The 17,481-nt window shown below is 49.8% G+C and carries 17 protein-coding genes; 6 read left to right on the forward strand and 11 right to left on the reverse strand.

What is annotated here, in order from left to right:
* Positions 1 to 117 precede the first annotated feature (117 nt).
* Both OXN82_RS02040 and OXN82_RS02045 read left to right on the forward strand, forming a co-directional pair.
* Positions 118 to 1,413 carry a phenylacetate--CoA ligase gene (locus tag OXN82_RS02040; protein ID WP_321212133.1) on the forward strand — a complete coding sequence of 432 codons (1,296 nt, stop codon included), beginning with the start codon at positions 118 to 120 and terminating at the stop codon, positions 1,411 to 1,413.
* 15 nt (positions 1,414 to 1,428) lie between these two features.
* On the forward strand, positions 1,429 to 1,860 hold the full coding sequence (locus tag OXN82_RS02045; RefSeq protein WP_321211755.1) for an ACT domain-containing protein: 432 nt from the start codon (positions 1,429 to 1,431) through the stop codon (positions 1,858 to 1,860).
* A 30-nt stretch (positions 1,861 to 1,890) separates the two neighbouring features.
* On the opposite strand, the gene OXN82_RS02050 is transcribed toward OXN82_RS02045, so the two are convergent.
* The 8 genes from OXN82_RS02050 to purC are packed head-to-tail and all read right to left on the reverse strand — an operon-like array spanning position 1,891 to position 7,528.
* Positions 1,891 to 2,685, reverse strand: coding sequence for a MarR family transcriptional regulator (locus OXN82_RS02050; protein WP_321211756.1), 795 nt, complete (start codon positions 2,683 to 2,685; stop codon positions 1,891 to 1,893).
* Positions 2,682 to 4,079, reverse strand: a complete 1,398-nt coding sequence (gene recJ / locus OXN82_RS02055) for a single-stranded-DNA-specific exonuclease RecJ (RefSeq protein WP_321211757.1) — start codon at positions 4,077 to 4,079, stop codon at positions 2,682 to 2,684. The genes OXN82_RS02050 and recJ overlap by 4 nt, the downstream gene beginning before the upstream one ends.
* A 12-nt stretch (positions 4,080 to 4,091) precedes the next feature.
* Positions 4,092 to 4,361 carry a signal recognition particle subunit SRP19/SEC65 family protein gene (locus OXN82_RS02060; protein WP_048174995.1) on the reverse strand — a complete coding sequence of 90 codons (270 nt, stop codon included), beginning with the start codon at positions 4,359 to 4,361 and terminating at the stop codon, positions 4,092 to 4,094.
* Positions 4,358 to 5,158 carry a uroporphyrinogen-III synthase gene (locus OXN82_RS02065; RefSeq protein WP_321211758.1) on the reverse strand — a complete coding sequence of 267 codons (801 nt, stop codon included), beginning with the start codon at positions 5,156 to 5,158 and terminating at the stop codon, positions 4,358 to 4,360. Before OXN82_RS02065 ends, OXN82_RS02060 begins: the two co-directional genes overlap by 4 nt.
* Entirely contained in the window at positions 5,124 to 5,840 is a 717-nt protein-coding gene (cobA, locus tag OXN82_RS02070; RefSeq protein WP_321211759.1) for a uroporphyrinogen-III C-methyltransferase, read from the reverse strand. The genes OXN82_RS02065 and cobA overlap by 35 nt, the downstream gene beginning before the upstream one ends.
* 23 nt (positions 5,841 to 5,863) lie before the next feature.
* Positions 5,864 to 6,514: a phosphoribosylformylglycinamidine synthase subunit PurQ gene (gene purQ, locus OXN82_RS02075; RefSeq protein ID WP_321211760.1), complete on the reverse strand. Its 651-nt coding sequence runs from the start codon at positions 6,512 to 6,514 to the stop codon at positions 5,864 to 5,866.
* Positions 6,515 to 6,517: 3 nt separating this feature from the next.
* The gene (gene purS, locus OXN82_RS02080; protein ID WP_237780164.1) at positions 6,518 to 6,772 is read right to left on the reverse strand and encodes a phosphoribosylformylglycinamidine synthase subunit PurS; all 255 of its coding nucleotides are present in this window, start codon (positions 6,770 to 6,772) and stop codon (positions 6,518 to 6,520) included.
* 9 nt (positions 6,773 to 6,781) lie between these two features.
* The gene (purC, locus tag OXN82_RS02085) at positions 6,782 to 7,528 is read right to left on the reverse strand and encodes a phosphoribosylaminoimidazolesuccinocarboxamide synthase (protein ID WP_321211761.1); all 747 of its coding nucleotides are present in this window, start codon (positions 7,526 to 7,528) and stop codon (positions 6,782 to 6,784) included.
* A gap of 131 nt (positions 7,529 to 7,659) precedes the next feature.
* On the opposite strand from purC, the gene glmS reads away from it, so the two are divergent.
* Together glmS and OXN82_RS02095 are read left to right on the forward strand one after the other, a co-directional pair.
* The gene (gene glmS / locus OXN82_RS02090) at positions 7,660 to 9,432 is read left to right on the forward strand and encodes a glutamine--fructose-6-phosphate transaminase (isomerizing) (RefSeq protein ID WP_321211762.1); all 1,773 of its coding nucleotides are present in this window, start codon (positions 7,660 to 7,662) and stop codon (positions 9,430 to 9,432) included.
* Positions 9,432 to 10,328: a hypothetical protein gene (locus tag OXN82_RS02095; protein ID WP_321211763.1), complete on the forward strand. Its 897-nt coding sequence runs from the start codon at positions 9,432 to 9,434 to the stop codon at positions 10,326 to 10,328. Before glmS ends, OXN82_RS02095 begins: the two co-directional genes overlap by 1 nt.
* Positions 10,329 to 10,356: 28 nt before the next feature.
* Here OXN82_RS02095 and OXN82_RS02100 read toward each other — a convergent pair whose 3' ends face one another.
* The 3 genes from OXN82_RS02100 to OXN82_RS02110 all read right to left on the reverse strand — a co-directional run bounded on the left by OXN82_RS02100 (position 10,357) and on the right by OXN82_RS02110 (position 13,789).
* The gene (locus OXN82_RS02100) at positions 10,357 to 11,346 is read right to left on the reverse strand and encodes a glycosyltransferase family 2 protein (protein WP_321211764.1); all 990 of its coding nucleotides are present in this window, start codon (positions 11,344 to 11,346) and stop codon (positions 10,357 to 10,359) included.
* Positions 11,347 to 11,528: 182 nt separating this feature from the next.
* The gene (locus tag OXN82_RS02105; protein WP_321211765.1) at positions 11,529 to 12,428 is read right to left on the reverse strand and encodes an FkbM family methyltransferase; all 900 of its coding nucleotides are present in this window, start codon (positions 12,426 to 12,428) and stop codon (positions 11,529 to 11,531) included.
* 224 nt (positions 12,429 to 12,652) lie between these two features.
* The gene (locus OXN82_RS02110; RefSeq protein WP_321211766.1) at positions 12,653 to 13,789 is read right to left on the reverse strand and encodes a glycosyltransferase family 4 protein; all 1,137 of its coding nucleotides are present in this window, start codon (positions 13,787 to 13,789) and stop codon (positions 12,653 to 12,655) included.
* A 92-nt stretch (positions 13,790 to 13,881) separates the two neighbouring features.
* Between OXN82_RS02110 and OXN82_RS02115 the strand changes: the two genes are divergently transcribed.
* Both OXN82_RS02115 and OXN82_RS02120 read left to right on the forward strand, forming a co-directional pair.
* The gene (locus OXN82_RS02115) at positions 13,882 to 16,245 is read left to right on the forward strand and encodes a PAS domain S-box protein (protein WP_321211767.1); all 2,364 of its coding nucleotides are present in this window, start codon (positions 13,882 to 13,884) and stop codon (positions 16,243 to 16,245) included.
* A 40-nt stretch (positions 16,246 to 16,285) separates the two neighbouring features.
* Positions 16,286 to 17,467 (forward strand): tRNA (5-methylaminomethyl-2-thiouridine)(34)-methyltransferase MnmD, encoded by a 1,182-nt coding sequence (locus tag OXN82_RS02120; protein WP_321211768.1) that lies wholly within the window; start codon positions 16,286 to 16,288, stop codon positions 17,465 to 17,467.
* Positions 17,468 to 17,481: the final 14 nt, after the last annotated feature.

Here is a 17,481-nt window from a genome sequence, read left to right on the forward strand (position 1 = left end):
CATTAATTTTTTAAGAACCTTTTATTCTAACTCCCGGGTAGCATTCCGTGATGCATAACATTTATTTTTAAATCACCATAAACATCTAAGAGTTACACTGATTCGGGAATGATTCAGATGATCTGGAACAGGGAAATGGAATGCATAAGCAGGGAGGAACTGGAGGAAATTCAGCTTAAAAGGCTTCAGGACACAGTAAGGAGGGCATATGAAAACGTACCCTACTACCATGAGGCGTTCGAGAAGGAGGGCGTGTACCCCGAGGACATAGAGTCACTGGACGACATCACAAGGTTACCCTACACCACCAAGGACGACCTCCGCAAGGTCTACCCCTTCGGGATGTTCGCTGTCCCCAGGAAGGAGATAGTGGAGGTCCACACATCCTCAGGGACCACAGGAAAACCCGTTGTCTCAGGCTACACCAGGAAGGACATAGAGATATGGAGTGAGGTCATGGCCAGGGGCCTCACAATGATGGGCCTCACAGAGGATGACGTCATCCAGAACACCCATGGCTATGGCCTCTTCACAGGGGGATTCGGGGTCCACTACGGTGCCCAGAAGATCGGGGCTACCGTTATTCCCATCTCAACAGGACAGACAAGAAGGCAGATAGAGATAATGAAGGACTTCGGGACAACGGTCATGATATTCACCCCCTCCTATGGCCTCTACCTCTCTGAAGTTGCAGCCGAGGAGGGCTTTGACCCTGCCGAATCCCAGTTAAAGGCAATAGGATTCGGGGCTGAGATGTGGACAGAGGAGATGAGGGCTGAGATAGAGAGGAGGTTCAATGCACCGGCCTTCAACATATACGGCCTCACTGAAATCATGGGCCCAGGGGTTGCAATGGAGTGCGGTGAGAAGAATGGCCTCCACGTTGCAGAGGACCACTTCTACCCTGAGATCATAGATAAGAACGGTGAAAGGGTCGGACCAGGTGAAAGGGGGGAGCTGGTACTCACAACCCTCACACGGGTGGGGATGCCGGTTATAAGGTTCAGGACAAAGGATATAACCTCAATAGATTATGGGCCATGTGCCTGTGGCAGGACCCTTGCAAGGATCTCAAGGATCACAGGCAGGGTCGATGACATGCTCAAGGTCAGGGGAGTTTCAGTGTTCCCCTCCCAGATAGAGAAGGCGCTCCTCCGCATAGATGGTATTGAGCCCCACTACCAGATAATAGTGACAAGGCCCCACCTCATGGATGAACTTGAGGTGAGGGTGGAGACCTCCCCTGAACTCTTCTCAGATGACATCAGGCAGATGGTGGAGACCAGGGACCGGATCGAGGAGTTCATAGAAAACGAGATAGGCCTCAGGGTTAAGGTGACCCTGGTTGAACCAGGTACGATACCAAGGAGTGAGGGGAAGGCAGTAAGGGTGATAGATAAGAGGAACCTTTAAATTTATGGTGATACCATGAGGGTTAAGCAGATATCAATATTTCTTGAAAACAAGAAGGGAAGGCTCTGGAAGGCACTGAGTACACTTGCAGAGGCAGGTATAAACCTGAGGGCACTATCACTTGCAGATACATCAGAATTCGGGATACTCAGGCTCATAGTCCCTGAACCTGAACGCGCGGCAGATGTGCTTGAGAAGAGCGGCTTTGTTGTTAAGCTGAAAGATGTCGTGGCAGTTGAGATGGATGACAGGCCGGGGGGCCTTGCATCAATCCTAGGGGTCCTCAAGGACTATGACCTGAACCTTGACTACATATACGCATTTGTCCATGAAAAGAAGGATAAGGCGATACTCTTCATGAGTACAGAGGACCTGGATGCCCTTGAAGGGGCCCTGAGGGATGCAGGGATCCGGATGGTTCCACCGGAGGAGGTTTACTCTCTCTGAGCGGAACATTCAACCATATCAGCTGGGGGTCTACTCCCCCTTAACCCTGACATCCTCAACCGAGTACTCTATGCCCTCCTCTTCCAGTTTCTTTGTTATGCTTCTGCTCATCTTACCAACTGCAAGTACGAGGACATTCAGGCCCCTCTTTGCGGCTGCAAGGGCAGCATAGGGGGTTGCAAATTCAAAATCAACATTTAAGTTTAACCTGGTCGCCGCGGCCCTTGAAACTGTCCCCATTATACCTATCCTGTCCTGGCCATGCGTGAGTTCCCTTATCCTTTCAAGGTCGGCTGCCCCTGAACCGCCCTCGGATATCCCCGGGAGAACCGCGATGGTCACCTTTCCCCTCTGGAGGGGTATGGTGCCGCTGAGTTCTGTGAGGGCCACATCCTCGCCCTCTGAGGCACTTTTCATGACTGTGGCGTGGGCTTCCCCGTTGATCCTCCTCCGTGCGTAGAGGACGCCGTCGTGCATGAACAGTTCGACCTCATCACCTGCGTTGAGGTCCTCCCAGGCGATGGCTGGCCAGATGGACTTGTAGGAACTCATGTACTCCAGGACCTCATCGGCGTATTGCCTGAGGCTCACAGCAGCACTCTTGAGCTTCTCACCACCCCTCCGGGTTATCTTGTAGTGGGATCTTCCGCTCCCTGCCTCAACAAGACCCTCTGCTATGAGGCTCTTTATGTTCTCAGACACCGCCTGGACCGTTATTCCCAGTTCATCTGCTATATCCCGTTGCCTCACATAGGGCTGACGCCTTGCTATCTCACTCAGCACCTGGAAACGTGTAAGTTCACCCTTCTTCCTGAAAGCCTTCATCCATTCACCTTCACATTTTCTATGGCCCGGTTAAGGAGTCTGAGGAATTCTTCCTCATTTTCAGCCGGTATATATGCTCCGCAGGCAGTGGCATGACCACCGCCGCTACCTCCCGCCTTCTCCGCCACCCTCTGCATGATTGAACCGAAGTGTATGCCGTCAAATGCAAGGAGGCGGGAGCACCTAAGTGAAACCTTGAGCCCATCACCGGTTTCAGCAAGCCCTATCATGGGCCTCCTCCAGTCACCGTAGCCCAGGAGCATACCTGCAACCGTACCCACCACCGCAGTTTTCACATCTGGGGCATGGAAGTACTGGAGGTTATCCATATCCCTTATGAGTTCCTCCTGCATTATCCGGTCGAGGGTGACTGCCAGGTAGGCCCGGTGTTCCCTGAGGACATACTCGAGTTCCTCCAGTTTTTCATGGCGATCACCCCCGATGATATCCATTGCAAGCTTCCATCTTGAGTTCCGGTTACAGGCGTTTACTGCGGTTGAGAACTCTGATAGGTCCCTGAATACCGTGTACCTCTCCTCTGATTTTAACTCGTAGACCTCACCGAGTATGAGCCTTGGGAGGTATTTATGGTACCTCCTTGGGACCTCATTGACCATCATACGGTATATCTCGTTGAAAAGTTTCCTTTTCTCGTCATCTGTAAGGTCACAGAGCCTCCTCTGGGTTTCACCATTTTTCAGGGGTATGCCCAGGTTCTTAAGCCTTGCTATGCACTCGTTGGTATTGTTTGTTGTTGGCAGGGTGACATCCCCGAAGTATGAGAGGGCACTTACGATGGACCTGGTGTGTCTACCGTAGATTGTAAGGTCACTGCAGCACTCAACCGCACCCTCCCTTATGCTGTCCTCCAGGATCATCCGGTTGGCACCAACCATCTTACCGGTCCTGATGTTCTGCATGTCACCCACTGCGGCAAGGAGACCCATCCAGCTGAGATCAGTGTATCCAAACTGCCTTGCAAGTAGATATGACAGGCCCCCACCTGAGATGCTGGTTGAACCATCCATTCCATAGAAGATGGGATTTATTTCAAGGAGCTCACCCCGTGGAGGTTCAAAGTTCCTCTTCCGCACCGGGGGGTGGTGGTCGAGTATTAGAACACGGGAGCTCCTTTTCATGTTTTCATGGACCATCTGTCCGGATCCAAGGTCACTGAACACTGTGAGATCCGTACCATGTTCAACCTCAGGGACCTCATTGATGTTTATTATGCTGATTTCATGGTCCTTCCCGAGGCCCTCAAGGAGTTTGCTGAGGATGGTTGCCGCTGTTATACCGTCACAGTCTGTGTGACTGTAGACTGTAACCGTCTCAGCATCATCAATCAGTTTACGGGCCCTTCTGAGCGCACCTTCAAGTTCGTCCATGTTCATTATCCCATACCCTCAGTTCTTCTTTGAGGACCTCACAAGCCTTGCAAGTTTTATGAGGAGTTCCCTCTTGCTCCCCTCATATTCAACAATAACCCTCCCTGATGATTCCCACCAGGAGGAAGGGTATGACTTATCAGATTCCATACGGGCTTCAAGCTGGAGTTTTTTTGCGGCCCTGAGTATTTCACTGGCACTTGGGGATTCAACCGCGTATTCAAGGGGCACCCTTCGCCCCTGGCTCCTTGACTTCCGTGAATCGAGATAGGCTGGCCATATTATCATTGTTCACCCTCCATCATCCTCTCTGAAAGTTCGGCTAGCATGTCCCTGACCGTGTACCTCTCTGGGATGACTGCATCAAGACCATACTCCTCAAGTTTCCTGAGGGTTATGGGGCCTATTGCAGCCACTTGTATCCCCCTGAGGGCATGGATAAGATCCCCCTCCTTATCACCTGCAATTTTAAAGAGGTTTTCCACTGTGAGGGGACTTGTGAATGTAACAGCATCCACCTCCCCCTTGAGTATACCCTCTATCATTTCCTCTGCAGGTGCCGTGTCCTCTGGTATCCCTGAGTAATAGGCCTCTGCAACGAGGACCTCTGCACCCATTTCCTCAAGTCCCATAGGGAGGACCCTCCTTGCAGAGAGAGTCCTTGGAAGGGCCACCTGCATCCCCCTGAGGTCGTATTTTCTGAGGGCCTCAAGGAGACCCTCTGCGGTGTAATCTTCAGGCACCAGGTCCACCCTGAGACCCATCTCAGATGCTGCACGGGCGGTCTTGGGCCCTATGACCGCGACAATACAGTCATCCCTGAGTTTTTCATGAAAGTCCCTGCATGTGCAGAAGAGGGATTCAACAGCCGCCGGGGAGGTGAATATAACCAGGTCCCATTCAGGGGCCCTCCGGCACACCTCCCTTAGGGAATCTGTTTTCAGGATCCTCAGCTCGAGGGTTGGGGCGACAAGGGCCCTTCCACCGGCACCCTCGATCAGTTTAACAGCAGCAGATACCCGCTCAGCGGGCCTTGTGAGGGCGATGGTCTTACCCCTGAGACCCTCTAATTTCCCGGTAGACATTAACAACCTCACCCACCACTATGATTCCAGGCGGCCTCAGATCCTTTTCTGCTATGTCCTCAAGGGTGCCGAGGATAACCCTCTCATCCTCTCTTGTCCCCCTCTCAATCACACAGACGGGGGTTTCAGGGGGCCGGTGCTTCATGATCTCCTGCATGTTCTCCCGCACGTTACCCACACCCATGAGTATTATGAGGGTGTCGGCCCTGTAATCCCAGTGAACCTGTTTTTCAGGTTTTGTGGGGTCCTCGTGTCCTGTGACAACAGTGAAGGATGTTGCAACGCCCCTGTGGGTCACGGGAAGCCCTGCAGATGTGGGGACGCCCACAGCGGAGGTCACGCCTGGAATGACCTTTGCCTCAACGCCGGCCTCCCTGAGCGCAAGGAGTTCCTCGCCACCCCTCCCGAAAACGAATGGGTCGCCGCCCTTGAGCCTCACCACTGTTTCATGCTTCTTACCTTCCTCAACAAGTATTCTGTTTATCTCATCCTGTGTTTTGTGGTGTTCACCGGCCTTCTTACCCACGTATATCAGTTTTGCATCTTCAGGGGCGTATCCGAGTATCTCCTCACCTGCCAGTCTGTCATACACTACCACGTCAGCCCTCTCAAGAACCCTTATGGCCTTCAGTGTGATGAGTTCAGGGTCCCCTGGACCAGCCCCAACAAGATAAACCACCATGATAATCACCTTTTTGCTCTGAATCAGATCTTCATTATGCCCCTGAAAAATTTGAAGCCGTCCTCTGATCCGAGTATCATCTCTGAGGCCCTTTCAGGGTGGGGCATCACAGCACATACCAGTCCTGATTCATCGCAGACCCCTGTTATCCCATCAAGGGAGCCGTTGGGGTTTTCACCGTGGAACTGCAGCACGACCTGGTCGTTATCCCAGACCTCGCTGACGTTTTCATGGTAGTATCTCCCCTCTGCATGGGCAACAGGCATCCTTATAATCTCATCCCGTCTGAATAGCCGTGTGAAGGGGGTTCTCGTGGTCTTAACCTGGAGGCTGGTCCACTGGCAGTTGAATTTTGGGTGCTCATTGACGGTGAAGACCCCCGGGACAAGTCCGACCTCCGCCAGGATCTGTGCACCATTACATATTCCAAGAACCGGTTTTTCCTCCTTCACAAGCTCCTTAACAGCGTCCATAACGGGGGTTATGGCTGCAATTGCACCTGCACGCAGGTAGTCCCCGTATGAGAATCCCCCGGGGATTATAACCGCGTCCAGGTGTCCCAGGTCCCGCTGATTCCACCATACATATTCGGGCTCTGCCCCGGCAAGTTCCAGGACATGGTAAACGTCACGGTCACAGTTGGATCCAGGAAACCTTATAACTCCCACCCTCATGTTTCAGCCTTCCATTTCCGTTATACTGAATTCGTAGTCGTGGATAACAGGGTTGCAGAGGAGGCGCTGGCACATATCCTCCACCTCCCGCCTGACATCCTCGGGGCTCTCCTCATCCATGGTGAATGTTATTATGTCACTTGTATCGGTATTTTCAACCTCATATCCAAGGAGTGCCAGGGCCCTCTCAATGGTGGACGCCTCCGGGTTGAGCATACCCTTCTTGAGCCTTATTCTGACCTCAACCATAAATTTCATCCCATCACCTCAGATCTTAACGTTCCATCTTTCAATGTCTTCCCTCTCAAGTATCATCTCAGCAACCCTTCTGTAGGCGCTCACAACGCCCTCCTCTCCCCGGCGGAATATGTCCTTGTCCAGGGGTTTACCGGTCTCCATGTCCCAGAGGCGGCAGGTGTCAGGGCTCACCTCATCCCCCAGACGTATCCTTCCAGAGGAATCCCTTCCAAATTCCAGTTTGAAGTCAGGCAGAATTATGCCCTTTTCTCTGAAGAACTCCACAAGGACGTCGTTTATCTTAAGTGTCATGCTCCTTATCTCTGAGATCTCATCACTGGTTGCTATACCAAGGGCGAGGATTATGTCCTCATTGAGCATTGGGTCGCCGTGCTCATCGCTCTTGTAGTCCATCTGTATGATGGGGGGCCTGAATTCCTGCCCCTCAGTGAAGGGGAACCTTCTAACAATACTTCCCGCTGCAATGTTCCTCAGTATAACCTCTATGGGTATCATGTCAAGTTTCCTTGCGAGCATGCAGCCGGGTTCCGGGAGTTCCAGGTACTGGGTTGGTACACCGGCCTCCTCAAGGACCTCAAATATTTTGGCTGAAATAACAGAGTTATAGTAGCCCTTCATTTCAAGGGTGTCCTTCTTTTCACCGTCACCTGCGGTTATATCGTCCCTGAACCTCACGGCAACGATTTCAGGGTCATCTGTCATGAGAACATCCTTTGCCTTACCACTGTAGAGTGGGCCGTCTATTTTCACGTTCATACTATCACTTTTAAAGCCTTGAGATTAAATCTCTCCTCTAAGACTTATATATGTGTAAATCTTATTAGAGTTATATTACGATTCAGTTTATATAATCTTGTGAACCTTATCATGCTTCTAAGGGTGATTGAATGTGTGGCATTGTGGCTTGTATACTCAAAGATAACAGGGCGGCGCCGGTACTCCTAGAATGCGTCAGAAGACTTGAGTACAGGGGCTATGACTCTGTAGGTATTGCAACGGCAGACCCAATGATAAATATCAAGAAGGACAGGGGTAAAATCGACGAGGTGGACTCAGAACTGGATCTCGCTGATCTACCAGGCAGCATGGGGATAGCCCATGTCAGGTGGGCCACACATGGCCTTCCAACCGCTGAGAACGCCCATCCCCACACAGACTGCACTGGGGAGATAGCGGTCGTTCACAACGGTATAATAGAGAACTACCTGGAGGTTAAGGAGGAGCTTGAATCAGAGGGCCATGTCTTCAGGTCCGAGACAGACACAGAGGTGATACCACACCTCATAGAGAAGTACATGGATGAGGGTATGGACCTTGAAGCCGCAACAGCCACAGCACTCAGAAAACTTAAGGGCGCATATGCCATTGCAGCCATATCCTCCAGGGAACCCGGCAGGGTGGTGGGCGCAAGGAAGGAGAGCCCCCTCATAGTCGGTGTTGGTGATGGCGAGTTCTTCCTGGCCTCGGATGTCCCGGCCATCCTGAACCACACCAAGAACATCATATACCTGGATGACGGTGAGATGGTCATAATTGACGGTGATGTGAGGGTAAGGGACCTTGATGGTAACACGGTGAGTAAGGAGGTCCATTTAATTGACTGGACAGCTGATATGGCTGAAAAGGCAGGATACGATCACTTCATGATCAAGGAGATACATGAGGAGCCAGGGGCCGTCAGGGACACCCTCACAGAGATGGAGGATGTTATGCGGGTGGTGAAGGAGATAGGTGAGGTTGAAAGGGTATGTTTTGTTGCCTGCGGAACCTCCTACCACGCATCACTGGTGGGCAAGTACCTCTTTGAGAGCATCCTGGGCATACCCACTGATGTCATCCTTGCAAGTGAGTTCAGGTACTCTGCACGTGCCCTTACAGACAGGACCCTTGCAGTATTCATAAGCCAGTCAGGTGAAACAGCCGACACCCTCAATGCCCTGAGATCCGCAAATTCAAGGGCCAAGACCCTGGCGATAGTCAATGTCCTTGGAAGCTCAGCAACAAGGGAGGCCCAGCATGTCCTCTACACGAGGGCGGGTCCTGAGATAGGTGTTGCAGCCACAAAGACCTATGTGAGCCAGCTTACCATTATATACATGCTTGTGGCTGCCATGGGGGCCCCTGAGCTCATTGAGAAACTTGAAAGGGTCCCTGCTATCATGGAGGAGGCCCTTGGGGATGAGGATAATATAAGGGGGCTTGCATCCCGCTATAGCAACGTGAGCGACTTCTTCTTCATAGGGCGCGGATTCTCATATCCAACAGCCCTTGAGGGCGCACTTAAACTCAAGGAGATAACATACATCCATGGGGAAGGTTATGCTGCAGGGGAACTGAAACATGGGCCCCTGGCACTCATCGATGATGGGGTGCCTGTTGTTGCCATATCACCCCCAGGGCCATGCCATGACAAGACCCTGAGCAACGTTGAGGAGGTCAGGGCGAGGGGTGCGAGGGTTATAGGTGTTGGGAGCACCCTTGATGAGGCCCTAAGGAAGGAGGCCGATGACTTCATAGGTCTGAGCCCTGAGGTCGATGAGGTGCTCTCACCCCTTGTGTACATCGTTCCCCTGCAGCTACTCTCATACTATGTGAGTGTTGAGCGGGGACTTGACCCTGATAAGCCAAAGAACCTTGCAAAGTGTGTAACCGTTGAATGATGGAGATGACGGGAACCATAAAGAAGTACTATGGGGTCCTGACGCTCTTATGCGTCCTCACAGGTCTATTGTTCCCTCAGTTTTCAGTTTTTTCAGGTTACACGCCCCTGCTTCTTGCATTTCTCGTCTTCTCCCTTGTCATTGAACACAGCCTGAAGGGCTTTGGGAGGATTATACAGCACCCCCAGTTTCTTGGCCTGGTCTCTGTGTCCAATTTTCTGTTATACCCTCTTCTGGGGTCCATTTTTATTAAAATATTCAACTTCAGCGGCGATATGGTTGCTGGAGTCATACTCCTCTCATTTGCACCATCCCCGGTTGTCGCGGCCCTCTGGACCGAACTATCCGGTGCTGACGGCACCCCTGCCCTTTCCGCTGCCCTTACATCCATGCTCCTATCTGTTGCTGTTTACCCCGCTGTCCTCTACCTAATGGGTGTGGCATCACTTTCGGTGGCTTTCAGGGTATTTGAACTCCTTGTATTCACAGTGTTCCTGCCTGCAGTGATTGCCCTCATTCTGAGACTTGAGGAGGAGAGGCTCGTACCTGCAAGGAAGACCCTTAACTTCCTCTCGGCGATACTCGGGCTTGTTATAATCGTTGTCGCGGTTGCCCACATGTCAGGTTCAGTGAGAAATGGTGGGGTCATGGAGATTGTCATTACGGTGTCTGTGATGCTACTTGCAGGTTTCACCTACGGCTTCATTCTCGGGAGGCTGAGAGGGGATGATGGGGCAGCATATGTTTACACGGCGGGTATGCGTGATGGTGTGATCCCTGTTGGTGTGGCCCTCACCTACTTTTCACCTGCAGTCGCACTCCCTGCCACGATTTTACTTGTGGTGATGCCGGTATTCACTGGAATTGTTTACTATCTGGTTAGAGGTGGAGAATAGTAGACAGCCTTTGAGTAACAGTTATTCTTCAATTTTTGGGGACCCTTACATTCCACCTCATTATAAGATACTCTTCAAGGTCGCTATCCTGAACCATTTTCACTTTTTTCCTTTTACGTATAATATGGCCTAGCTTTCTGTATGCATCATACTTTGCTCTGAGGATGACGAACTTTCTTCTCTTCAGATTCAGAAAAACCTGCAGGATCTCTGTGAAAAGGAAAAGTGGAAAATACTTCAACAGAGGTTTGGGGGGCATATTTTTGATGAAGGTCCATGTGTAGTTTCTCCAGTTATGATAGACTGTGAAATCACTTATGAATGGGTTGGTACCACCCTTGTAGTGGTATACTATGGCATCTGGGGTGTACCAGGAGTCCCACCCTGCATTCCTGAGTCTGAGTGCAAGATCAAAGTCCTCATAATAGGCAAAGAAATCCTCATCGAAATATTCGCCATCAACCTCGATATCATCGAGGGCCTCCTTCCGGTATAAACATGCACCGGCACAGCACCCAAGGATTCTGCTGTGTTCATCAAAATTTTCCACGGGTTCATAGGCGCCCCTGTTGAACCCAAGACCGTTCTTTGAGTATTCAAGGCCCGCTGAATCAATGAGATCCTTCTTCTGACCCCATATCATCTTTGCCTGAACGCTACCTGTATTCTCACTTCTTTCGACTTCTTTGATGAGGTTTTCTAGGAAATCCGGGAGAACCACGGTGTCATTGTTGAGGCAGACTATGTACCTGCACTGGGGGTCAGCCATCGCAACCCTTATCCCCTGGTTGTTTGATGCTGCAAATCCGAGATTTTTATCATTTTCAATTAATAGGATCTTCTGATTGATTAGATCCCCAAAATTCTTTTTTACAAAATCAATGGACCCATCTGATGATCCATTGTCAATGAAGACTATTCTGAAGTCAGTGTACGTCTGTTTCATGATTGATCTGAAATATGCGTCGAGAAAGCTGAGCCCATTGAGGTTGGGTGTTATTATGTACGTTTCTGGCATAGGATCACTCTGTATGTGTTTTCAAGTGTACTGACAATTTATCCGGGTTTAATTTTGCTTCAACAACCTTTCTTCAGATTTACTGTAAGTCATTTCGGCAGTATCTGCATTTATGGTACTGATATCCGCCCTTTGCAGTGTATCCCGCTTTAATGTACTTATGCACCAGATTAAGTTGCGATTTAAGACTTAACAGCATGGATTATTCCAACACCTATAATTTCATTGTCCACACGTTTTTTTAGTTTAAAGCCTTTACTTTCTAATGTCTCTATTAAACACGCAGGACCCATTCCTTCTAAAGGATGGTATTCAAGGATGATTTCATTAAAGGGGGATAGATCTGCATTATTTATTATTTCATATTCGCATCCCTCACAGTCCATTTTCAGTAGATAGGGATTACTCACCGGATAATCATTCAGAATCCGTTCTAATGTTATGCTTTCCACTGTAATTCGCTCATCAGCTTCACCATAAGCACTGGAATTACCGCTCCTGTTTATGCCAGGATAGGATAACTCAAGGTATCCTTCACTGGCGCTTACGGCTTTATTCACAAAGGTAATTCGATCGGCTAGATGGGGATTCAGACCTATATTCTGCAGGGCTGTCTGGTAAACTTCCGGGACGGGCTCGAAGGAATAAACCCTGTATCCTTTGCTGGCGAAGTACAGTGCAGTATCACCAACACTCCCACCGATGTCTATGATTATCCTCTCATTTTCTGTAGGGGGGATGTCATATGGTTCTTCAACAAAGGTCTCGAAAATTAGGGATAGGCCCACATTATTCACTCTCAGGGATTTTAAATCTATTATATCCTCGTCTTTTTGATCAAAAAACAATTTAGCTGTTTTTTTAGCGTCATTTCCAAGGTCTTGAGAACAGATGTACAGAATAGCCTCAAAAAAGGAGTTTTTCAGATCATTTTCTGTGAGTTTCACAGCTCCTATTCCTCTGACACCACATTCACATTCTTTAAAAATTCCCAAACGAAATAGTAACACTTTGAAGGGACTATCAGTCACATCAAAAATTTTCCTTGTCCAGTATAACTTTTTGCTGAGGTAATCTATCACAGAATGCCCTCCCCCAATGGATTCAGACGAAATGTTCACTGAGATCAAAAGCCTCAAGAACAGCTCATGTTAATTTTACATACTCAGATATTTAAACTTCAAATCAAATCATAGGTCTGTTGCAGGGATATCTCACAATTAAAAAGAAGGGCAAGCCCTGCCTTGTTTCATGATTGATCTGAAATATGCGTCGAGAAAGCTGAGCCCATTGAGGTTGGGTGTTATTATGTACGTTTCTGGCATAGGATCACTCTGTATGTGTTTTCAAGTGTACTGACAATTTTATCCCATACGAATTTCTCTTCGACAATTTTCCGCCCTTTATATCCCATATTATTCCTTAATTCGCTGTTTGAGAGGATGATATTTATTTTTTCCTTGAGGGAATCTCTATCACAGGGTTCCACAAGGAATCCATTTTCGCCATCATTTATAACCTCAACAACGCCCCCTGACCTGTATGCCACAACGGGCACAGAGCAGGCGTTCGCCTCTGCAAGAACCATCCCGAAGCCCTCCCTTGTTGAGGGAAGTACAAGCACCCTAGCCCCTTTAATCATGGATATGACTTCCCTGTAGCTCAGGTTGTGATGAAATGACACCCTCGTACTGATCCCATATTCATCAACCATCCCTTTCAGCCTGGTTCTCTCAACTCCATCCCCAATTATTTTGAGTTTCAGACCTGGAAACTCACTGCTAAGGGATCTGAAGACTTCGATAAGGTGGTCGACATGTTTGTGGGGGGCTAGTCTGCCCACGAATATTATGTAGTCCCCATTGGCGGGGGGCGTGGAATCAATAAGTTCAAGGTCCACGCCATTGGGAATGATATGTATCCCCTCAGGGGACCTGCCATATAGTTCCATCAGCGCAGATGCAGTGCTCCTGCTCACAGTGACGACACCATCGTAGGGCAGCCTCATGAGGATCCTCTCGAGGACTGATGCTAGTCCTGATGACTGTAACCACTGGTCTCCATGGGAGGAGCTCACATCATGGATGGTTGCAACCATTGGGATCCCACGAAGTCTTGCTGCGAGGAGGGATGGTAGGAGCGGCGAGTATGTCTGGGCGTCTATTATATCGTAATCATTCCTCCATATCCATAGGAATACAGCCAGCATGAACCTCATAAAGTCAAGGGGTTTTCTGAGGGGAGGCTTCCTTATTTTGGGCCCAACATGATACACCTGGATACCCTCAATTTCCTCATGATCAGGGACACCGTGAATCCTCATGGAAACCACGTCAACCTCGTGTCCCCTGCTTACAAGTCTCCTTGCAATTTCAAAGTATCGCCTTTCCCCTCCTCCATTGTAATGGGGTACAAAGAAATCTGACACTATTAGAATCCTCATAAAACCCACTTCTCATTTCCTAGGATTGATTCACTTTCCTTAACTATATATCTATGATGGATAAATAGTAATAATAATACCCGGGTGGTCCTATGAATCCACTGGCCCTGATTTCAATCACTGCTTTTGTGACTGCAACCCTATCTGGAATATACATCTTTGTGAAGAACCCTGAGAGCCGTTTCAACAGGACACTTCTTGCTTTTTCGGCACTCGTCGCATACCTTTCACTCACAGATTTTGGCCTTTACATCTCTGAATCCTATGGGATGGCAGCCTTCTGGGTCAGGATGGGGTTCCTCTGGCCATTCGTGGTTCCGGTGATCCTTCACATGGTAATGATATTCACGGGAAGAATGAGAAGATGGTACACTCTCGCAGCACTCTACGTACCTGCATTTATATTTTCAGCCCTTGAACTGACAACCGGCCTCATAACAGCCGGCCCACTGCTTACAACATGGGGCTGGACCTTCGCAGCATCCAGATCTGCAGCGTATGACCTTTCAACCATCTGGGGACTCGCCGTTGGGATAATTGCACTTATACTTGTTGTGATTCACCTAAGGTCCTCCTCACGTGAAGGGAGGACCCAGGGACTCTACCTTTTCACTGGCCTCATACTTCCCATTGTAACAGGATTTTTGACTGACCTCGTGCTCCCATTGATGGGCATTGAGACCCCATCACTCACAAACCCTGCTGCTGCAGCTGGAGTCTCCATCATAGCCTACGGGGTGCTGAGGTTTCACATACCAGTACTCAGTCCAATAAATGCAGCGATGGACATTGTGAGGAGCATGAACAGTTTTCTTATCATAACAGACCTTGAATTCAGGATATCCTATGTTAACCCGGCAGCCGAGAGGTTAACGGGTTTCAGTGCAGCGGAACTTCTGGGGAGAGGGATAGATGAGGTCATTGAATTTGAGGGTAAACTACCTGAAATGATGGGCTCCATGGTGGAGTCAGCCCTGAAATCAAGGGATGGGCTGGTACCTGTTGTTGTATCCGCCGGGCACATCCATGGAAGTGGGGGTGAACACGTCGGCCTCCTCTTCACAGGCTCAGATATAAGGCCGATAAAGGAGATGGAACAAAAACTTAAAAGGAGGGAGGAACGCCTTGTGCTGCTCACGGAGCACATGGCTGATGGCCTCGGGGAATTTGACAGGGACTTCAACTTCAGATACCTCAGTCCATCAGTGAAGAATATAACCGGTTACGGCCATAGGCACCTCCTCAACAGGTCAGCCATCGAGTTCCTGGATTACGTGCATCCGGATGACCGGGAGAATGTCAGGGACCTTATCATGAGTGATGAGGAAATGCACAGGGCAACATTCAGGATAAAAAGGCCAGATGGAAGCTACAGGTGGGTGGAATACGTTGACAGGCCCATCCGCAGAGATGGTGTTATCAGTGGCTATGTATTCGGCCTGAGGGATATACATGAGCATAAACTCGCAGAGGAGGCCCTCAGGGTGAGCCGGGAGAAGTTCAGGGAGCTTTTCAGGAACATGAATGCAGGGGTAATCGCTTTAGCTCCTTTTAAAGGAGGTTTCAGGGTTTTATCCATGAATCCCGCCGCTGAGGAGATGGAGGGTGTCGTCTGCGGGGACGTGAAGGGAATGGAACTTGAGAGGGCACTTCCAGGAATCGCAGAATCCAGCATCAGAGAAGCCCTTGAAATGGTGACTGAGAAGGATGAGCCACTGCACCTCCACGAGGTTAAACATGGTGAGAGATGGCTTGAAGTGTACATATACAGGCTCTCAACAGGTGAGATTGTCATAATATGCGGGGATATAACCCTCAGAAAGGAGTATGAGGAGAGGCTGAGGTCCTCCATAAGGGAGAAGGAGGCGCTTCTGAGGGAGGTGCACCACAGGGTCAAGAACAACTTCCAGATAATATCCAGCCTCATAAACCTCCAGTTATCTGAGATCCAGGATCCGGCACCCCTCATGGACCTTCAGACCAGGGTTCAATCCATGGCCCTCGTACATGAACTCCTCTATGAATCTGAGGATATAACCAGAATCGACATGAGGCGCTACATTGAGAGGCTCGCATCATCCATCCTGGACAGCTACCATGCAGCGGGAATAGAACTGAATGTCTCGGCCAAGGACGTGACTCTCCCCATCGAGACAGCCGTGCCCCTCGGGCTCATAATAAATGAGCTCATCACAAATTCCGTGAAATATGCATTCAGTGATGGGGGAGAGATCACAGTGGAACTGGAATCAGAGGGTGATGACTTCATACTCACCATCTCAGATAATGGTGTGGGACTTTCACCTGACTTTGTACTTGAGAACTCTGATTCACTGGGCCTGAAACTTGTAGGTGGCCTTGTGGATCAGCTGGACGGGGACCTTGAAATGGATATGGAGGATGGAACCCAATTCAGGGTAAGATTCTCGGTTGTGCCCTACAGGCCCAGAATATAGAAGGGCAAAGTTTAAGTTGAAATGCACTGGATCATTTAACATGGTACTCACACCAAGGGATGATGTTCTGAGGGCTGTTAGAAATTACTTTGAAAGTGAGCGCCGGGATGGGATAAACAGGCGAACTGAAGCATGGCGTTCACTTTCAGATAGTTTCATAAGAACTTCTGATGGCTCATACACCCTGGAGTCAGATTCCGGACGGGAGGCCATGCACACCCGGAGCGGCGCCATAACAGAGTCCTTTGAAAAATTTGTAAGGCCCTCTATACCACCTGATGCAGAGGAAATCAGGGTTCTTGACATCTGTTCTGGCCTCGGGTATAATACAGCGGCTCTCCTTGAATTCACATCTGCCGGTGAGGTTACAGTGGACATGGTGGAGGTTTCCCCTGAGACACTGGCAGCGGCCCTCATCGTCCCATCACCGGTAAAATCCCATGAAATTGTCAGGGCTGCCTATGAGGTCCGCCTTATGGATATGGGAATCATAGGCATGAGGGCATCTCCCCCACCGCCCCCTGAGGTCACCCTGCGGGTTCACTGCGGGGATGCAAGGGAGACGCTCCAGAAACTTGAGGCTGAATACTATGATGCCATCTTCCTTGACGCATTCAGTCCCGGTGTTTCACCTGAACTCTACACGGTGGAGTTTCTATCACAGATAGCCCGGGTTATAAAGCCAGACGGAGTCCTTGCAACCTACACCTCCGCGGCTCCCCTGAGATCCGCCCTTATAGATGTGGGGTTCCATATTGGTGCCGGTCCGGTATTTGGAAGGAAATCTGCAGGCACACTGGCCTCAATGGATCCCTCAAAGATTAAAGAGCCCCTGGACTGGAGGGATGAGAGAATGGCAGCCCTCAGTGATGCAGGGGTACCCTACAGGGATCCCACACTTTCTTCAGATGGTGAAACCATAATTGATAGACGTAGACTTGAGCGCATGGTAGTTCGTGGTGTTACAAGGATTTCATCTGCAGTCAAAACCCCGATCTACCTTGGGGGTTCCGTTGAGGGGGACAGGATAGGGCGCAGAGTCCGGCGGAACCTTGAGGGGATGGGCATATCCGATACGAAGGGAGGGAAGGCACTCTACATAATATGCCCACAGATGGATGAATGTGTATGTGGCTGTGGAGAGGAGAGGGTGGCAACCTCAAGGGAAAGGATACTCTCAATGAGGAGGAGACTACTGGAAGTGGCCAGTTTCAGAGGGTGATACAGGAGAATTCA

The sequence above is a fragment of the Methanothermobacter sp. DP genome, assembly GCF_026692625.1.
GTDB lineage: Archaea > Methanobacteriota > Methanobacteria > Methanobacteriales > Methanothermobacteraceae > Methanothermobacter > Methanothermobacter marburgensis.

What these genes read in the sequence shown, in the direction of transcription:
- OXN82_RS02040 (WP_321212133.1), top strand. Translation starts at nt 118, where the DNA reads ATGATCTGGAACAGGGAAATGGAATGCATAAGCAGGGAGGAACTGGAG.
- OXN82_RS02045 (WP_321211755.1), top strand. Translation starts at nt 1,429, where the DNA reads ATGAGGGTTAAGCAGATATCAATATTTCTTGAAAACAAGAAGGGAAGG.
- OXN82_RS02050 (WP_321211756.1), bottom strand. Translation starts at nt 2,685, where the DNA reads ATGAAGGCTTTCAGGAAGAAGGGTGAACTTACACGTTTCCAGGTGCTG.
- recJ (WP_321211757.1), bottom strand. Translation starts at nt 4,079, where the DNA reads ATGAACATGGACGAACTTGAAGGTGCGCTCAGAAGGGCCCGTAAACTG.
- OXN82_RS02060 (WP_048174995.1), bottom strand. Translation starts at nt 4,361, where the DNA reads ATGATAATATGGCCAGCCTATCTCGATTCACGGAAGTCAAGGAGCCAG.
- OXN82_RS02065 (WP_321211758.1), bottom strand. Translation starts at nt 5,158, where the DNA reads ATGTCTACCGGGAAATTAGAGGGTCTCAGGGGTAAGACCATCGCCCTC.
- cobA (WP_321211759.1), bottom strand. Translation starts at nt 5,840, where the DNA reads ATGGTGGTTTATCTTGTTGGGGCTGGTCCAGGGGACCCTGAACTCATC.
- purQ (WP_321211760.1), bottom strand. Translation starts at nt 6,514, where the DNA reads ATGAGGGTGGGAGTTATAAGGTTTCCTGGATCCAACTGTGACCGTGAC.
- purS (WP_237780164.1), bottom strand. Translation starts at nt 6,772, where the DNA reads ATGAAATTTATGGTTGAGGTCAGAATAAGGCTCAAGAAGGGTATGCTC.
- purC (WP_321211761.1), bottom strand. Translation starts at nt 7,528, where the DNA reads ATGAACGTGAAAATAGACGGCCCACTCTACAGTGGTAAGGCAAAGGAT.
- glmS (WP_321211762.1), top strand. Translation starts at nt 7,660, where the DNA reads ATGTGTGGCATTGTGGCTTGTATACTCAAAGATAACAGGGCGGCGCCG.
- OXN82_RS02095 (WP_321211763.1), top strand. Translation starts at nt 9,432, where the DNA reads ATGGAGATGACGGGAACCATAAAGAAGTACTATGGGGTCCTGACGCTC.
- OXN82_RS02100 (WP_321211764.1), bottom strand. Translation starts at nt 11,346, where the DNA reads ATGCCAGAAACGTACATAATAACACCCAACCTCAATGGGCTCAGCTTT.
- OXN82_RS02110 (WP_321211766.1), bottom strand. Translation starts at nt 13,789, where the DNA reads ATGAGGATTCTAATAGTGTCAGATTTCTTTGTACCCCATTACAATGGA.
- OXN82_RS02115 (WP_321211767.1), top strand. Translation starts at nt 13,882, where the DNA reads ATGAATCCACTGGCCCTGATTTCAATCACTGCTTTTGTGACTGCAACC.
- OXN82_RS02120 (WP_321211768.1), top strand. Translation starts at nt 16,286, where the DNA reads ATGGTACTCACACCAAGGGATGATGTTCTGAGGGCTGTTAGAAATTAC.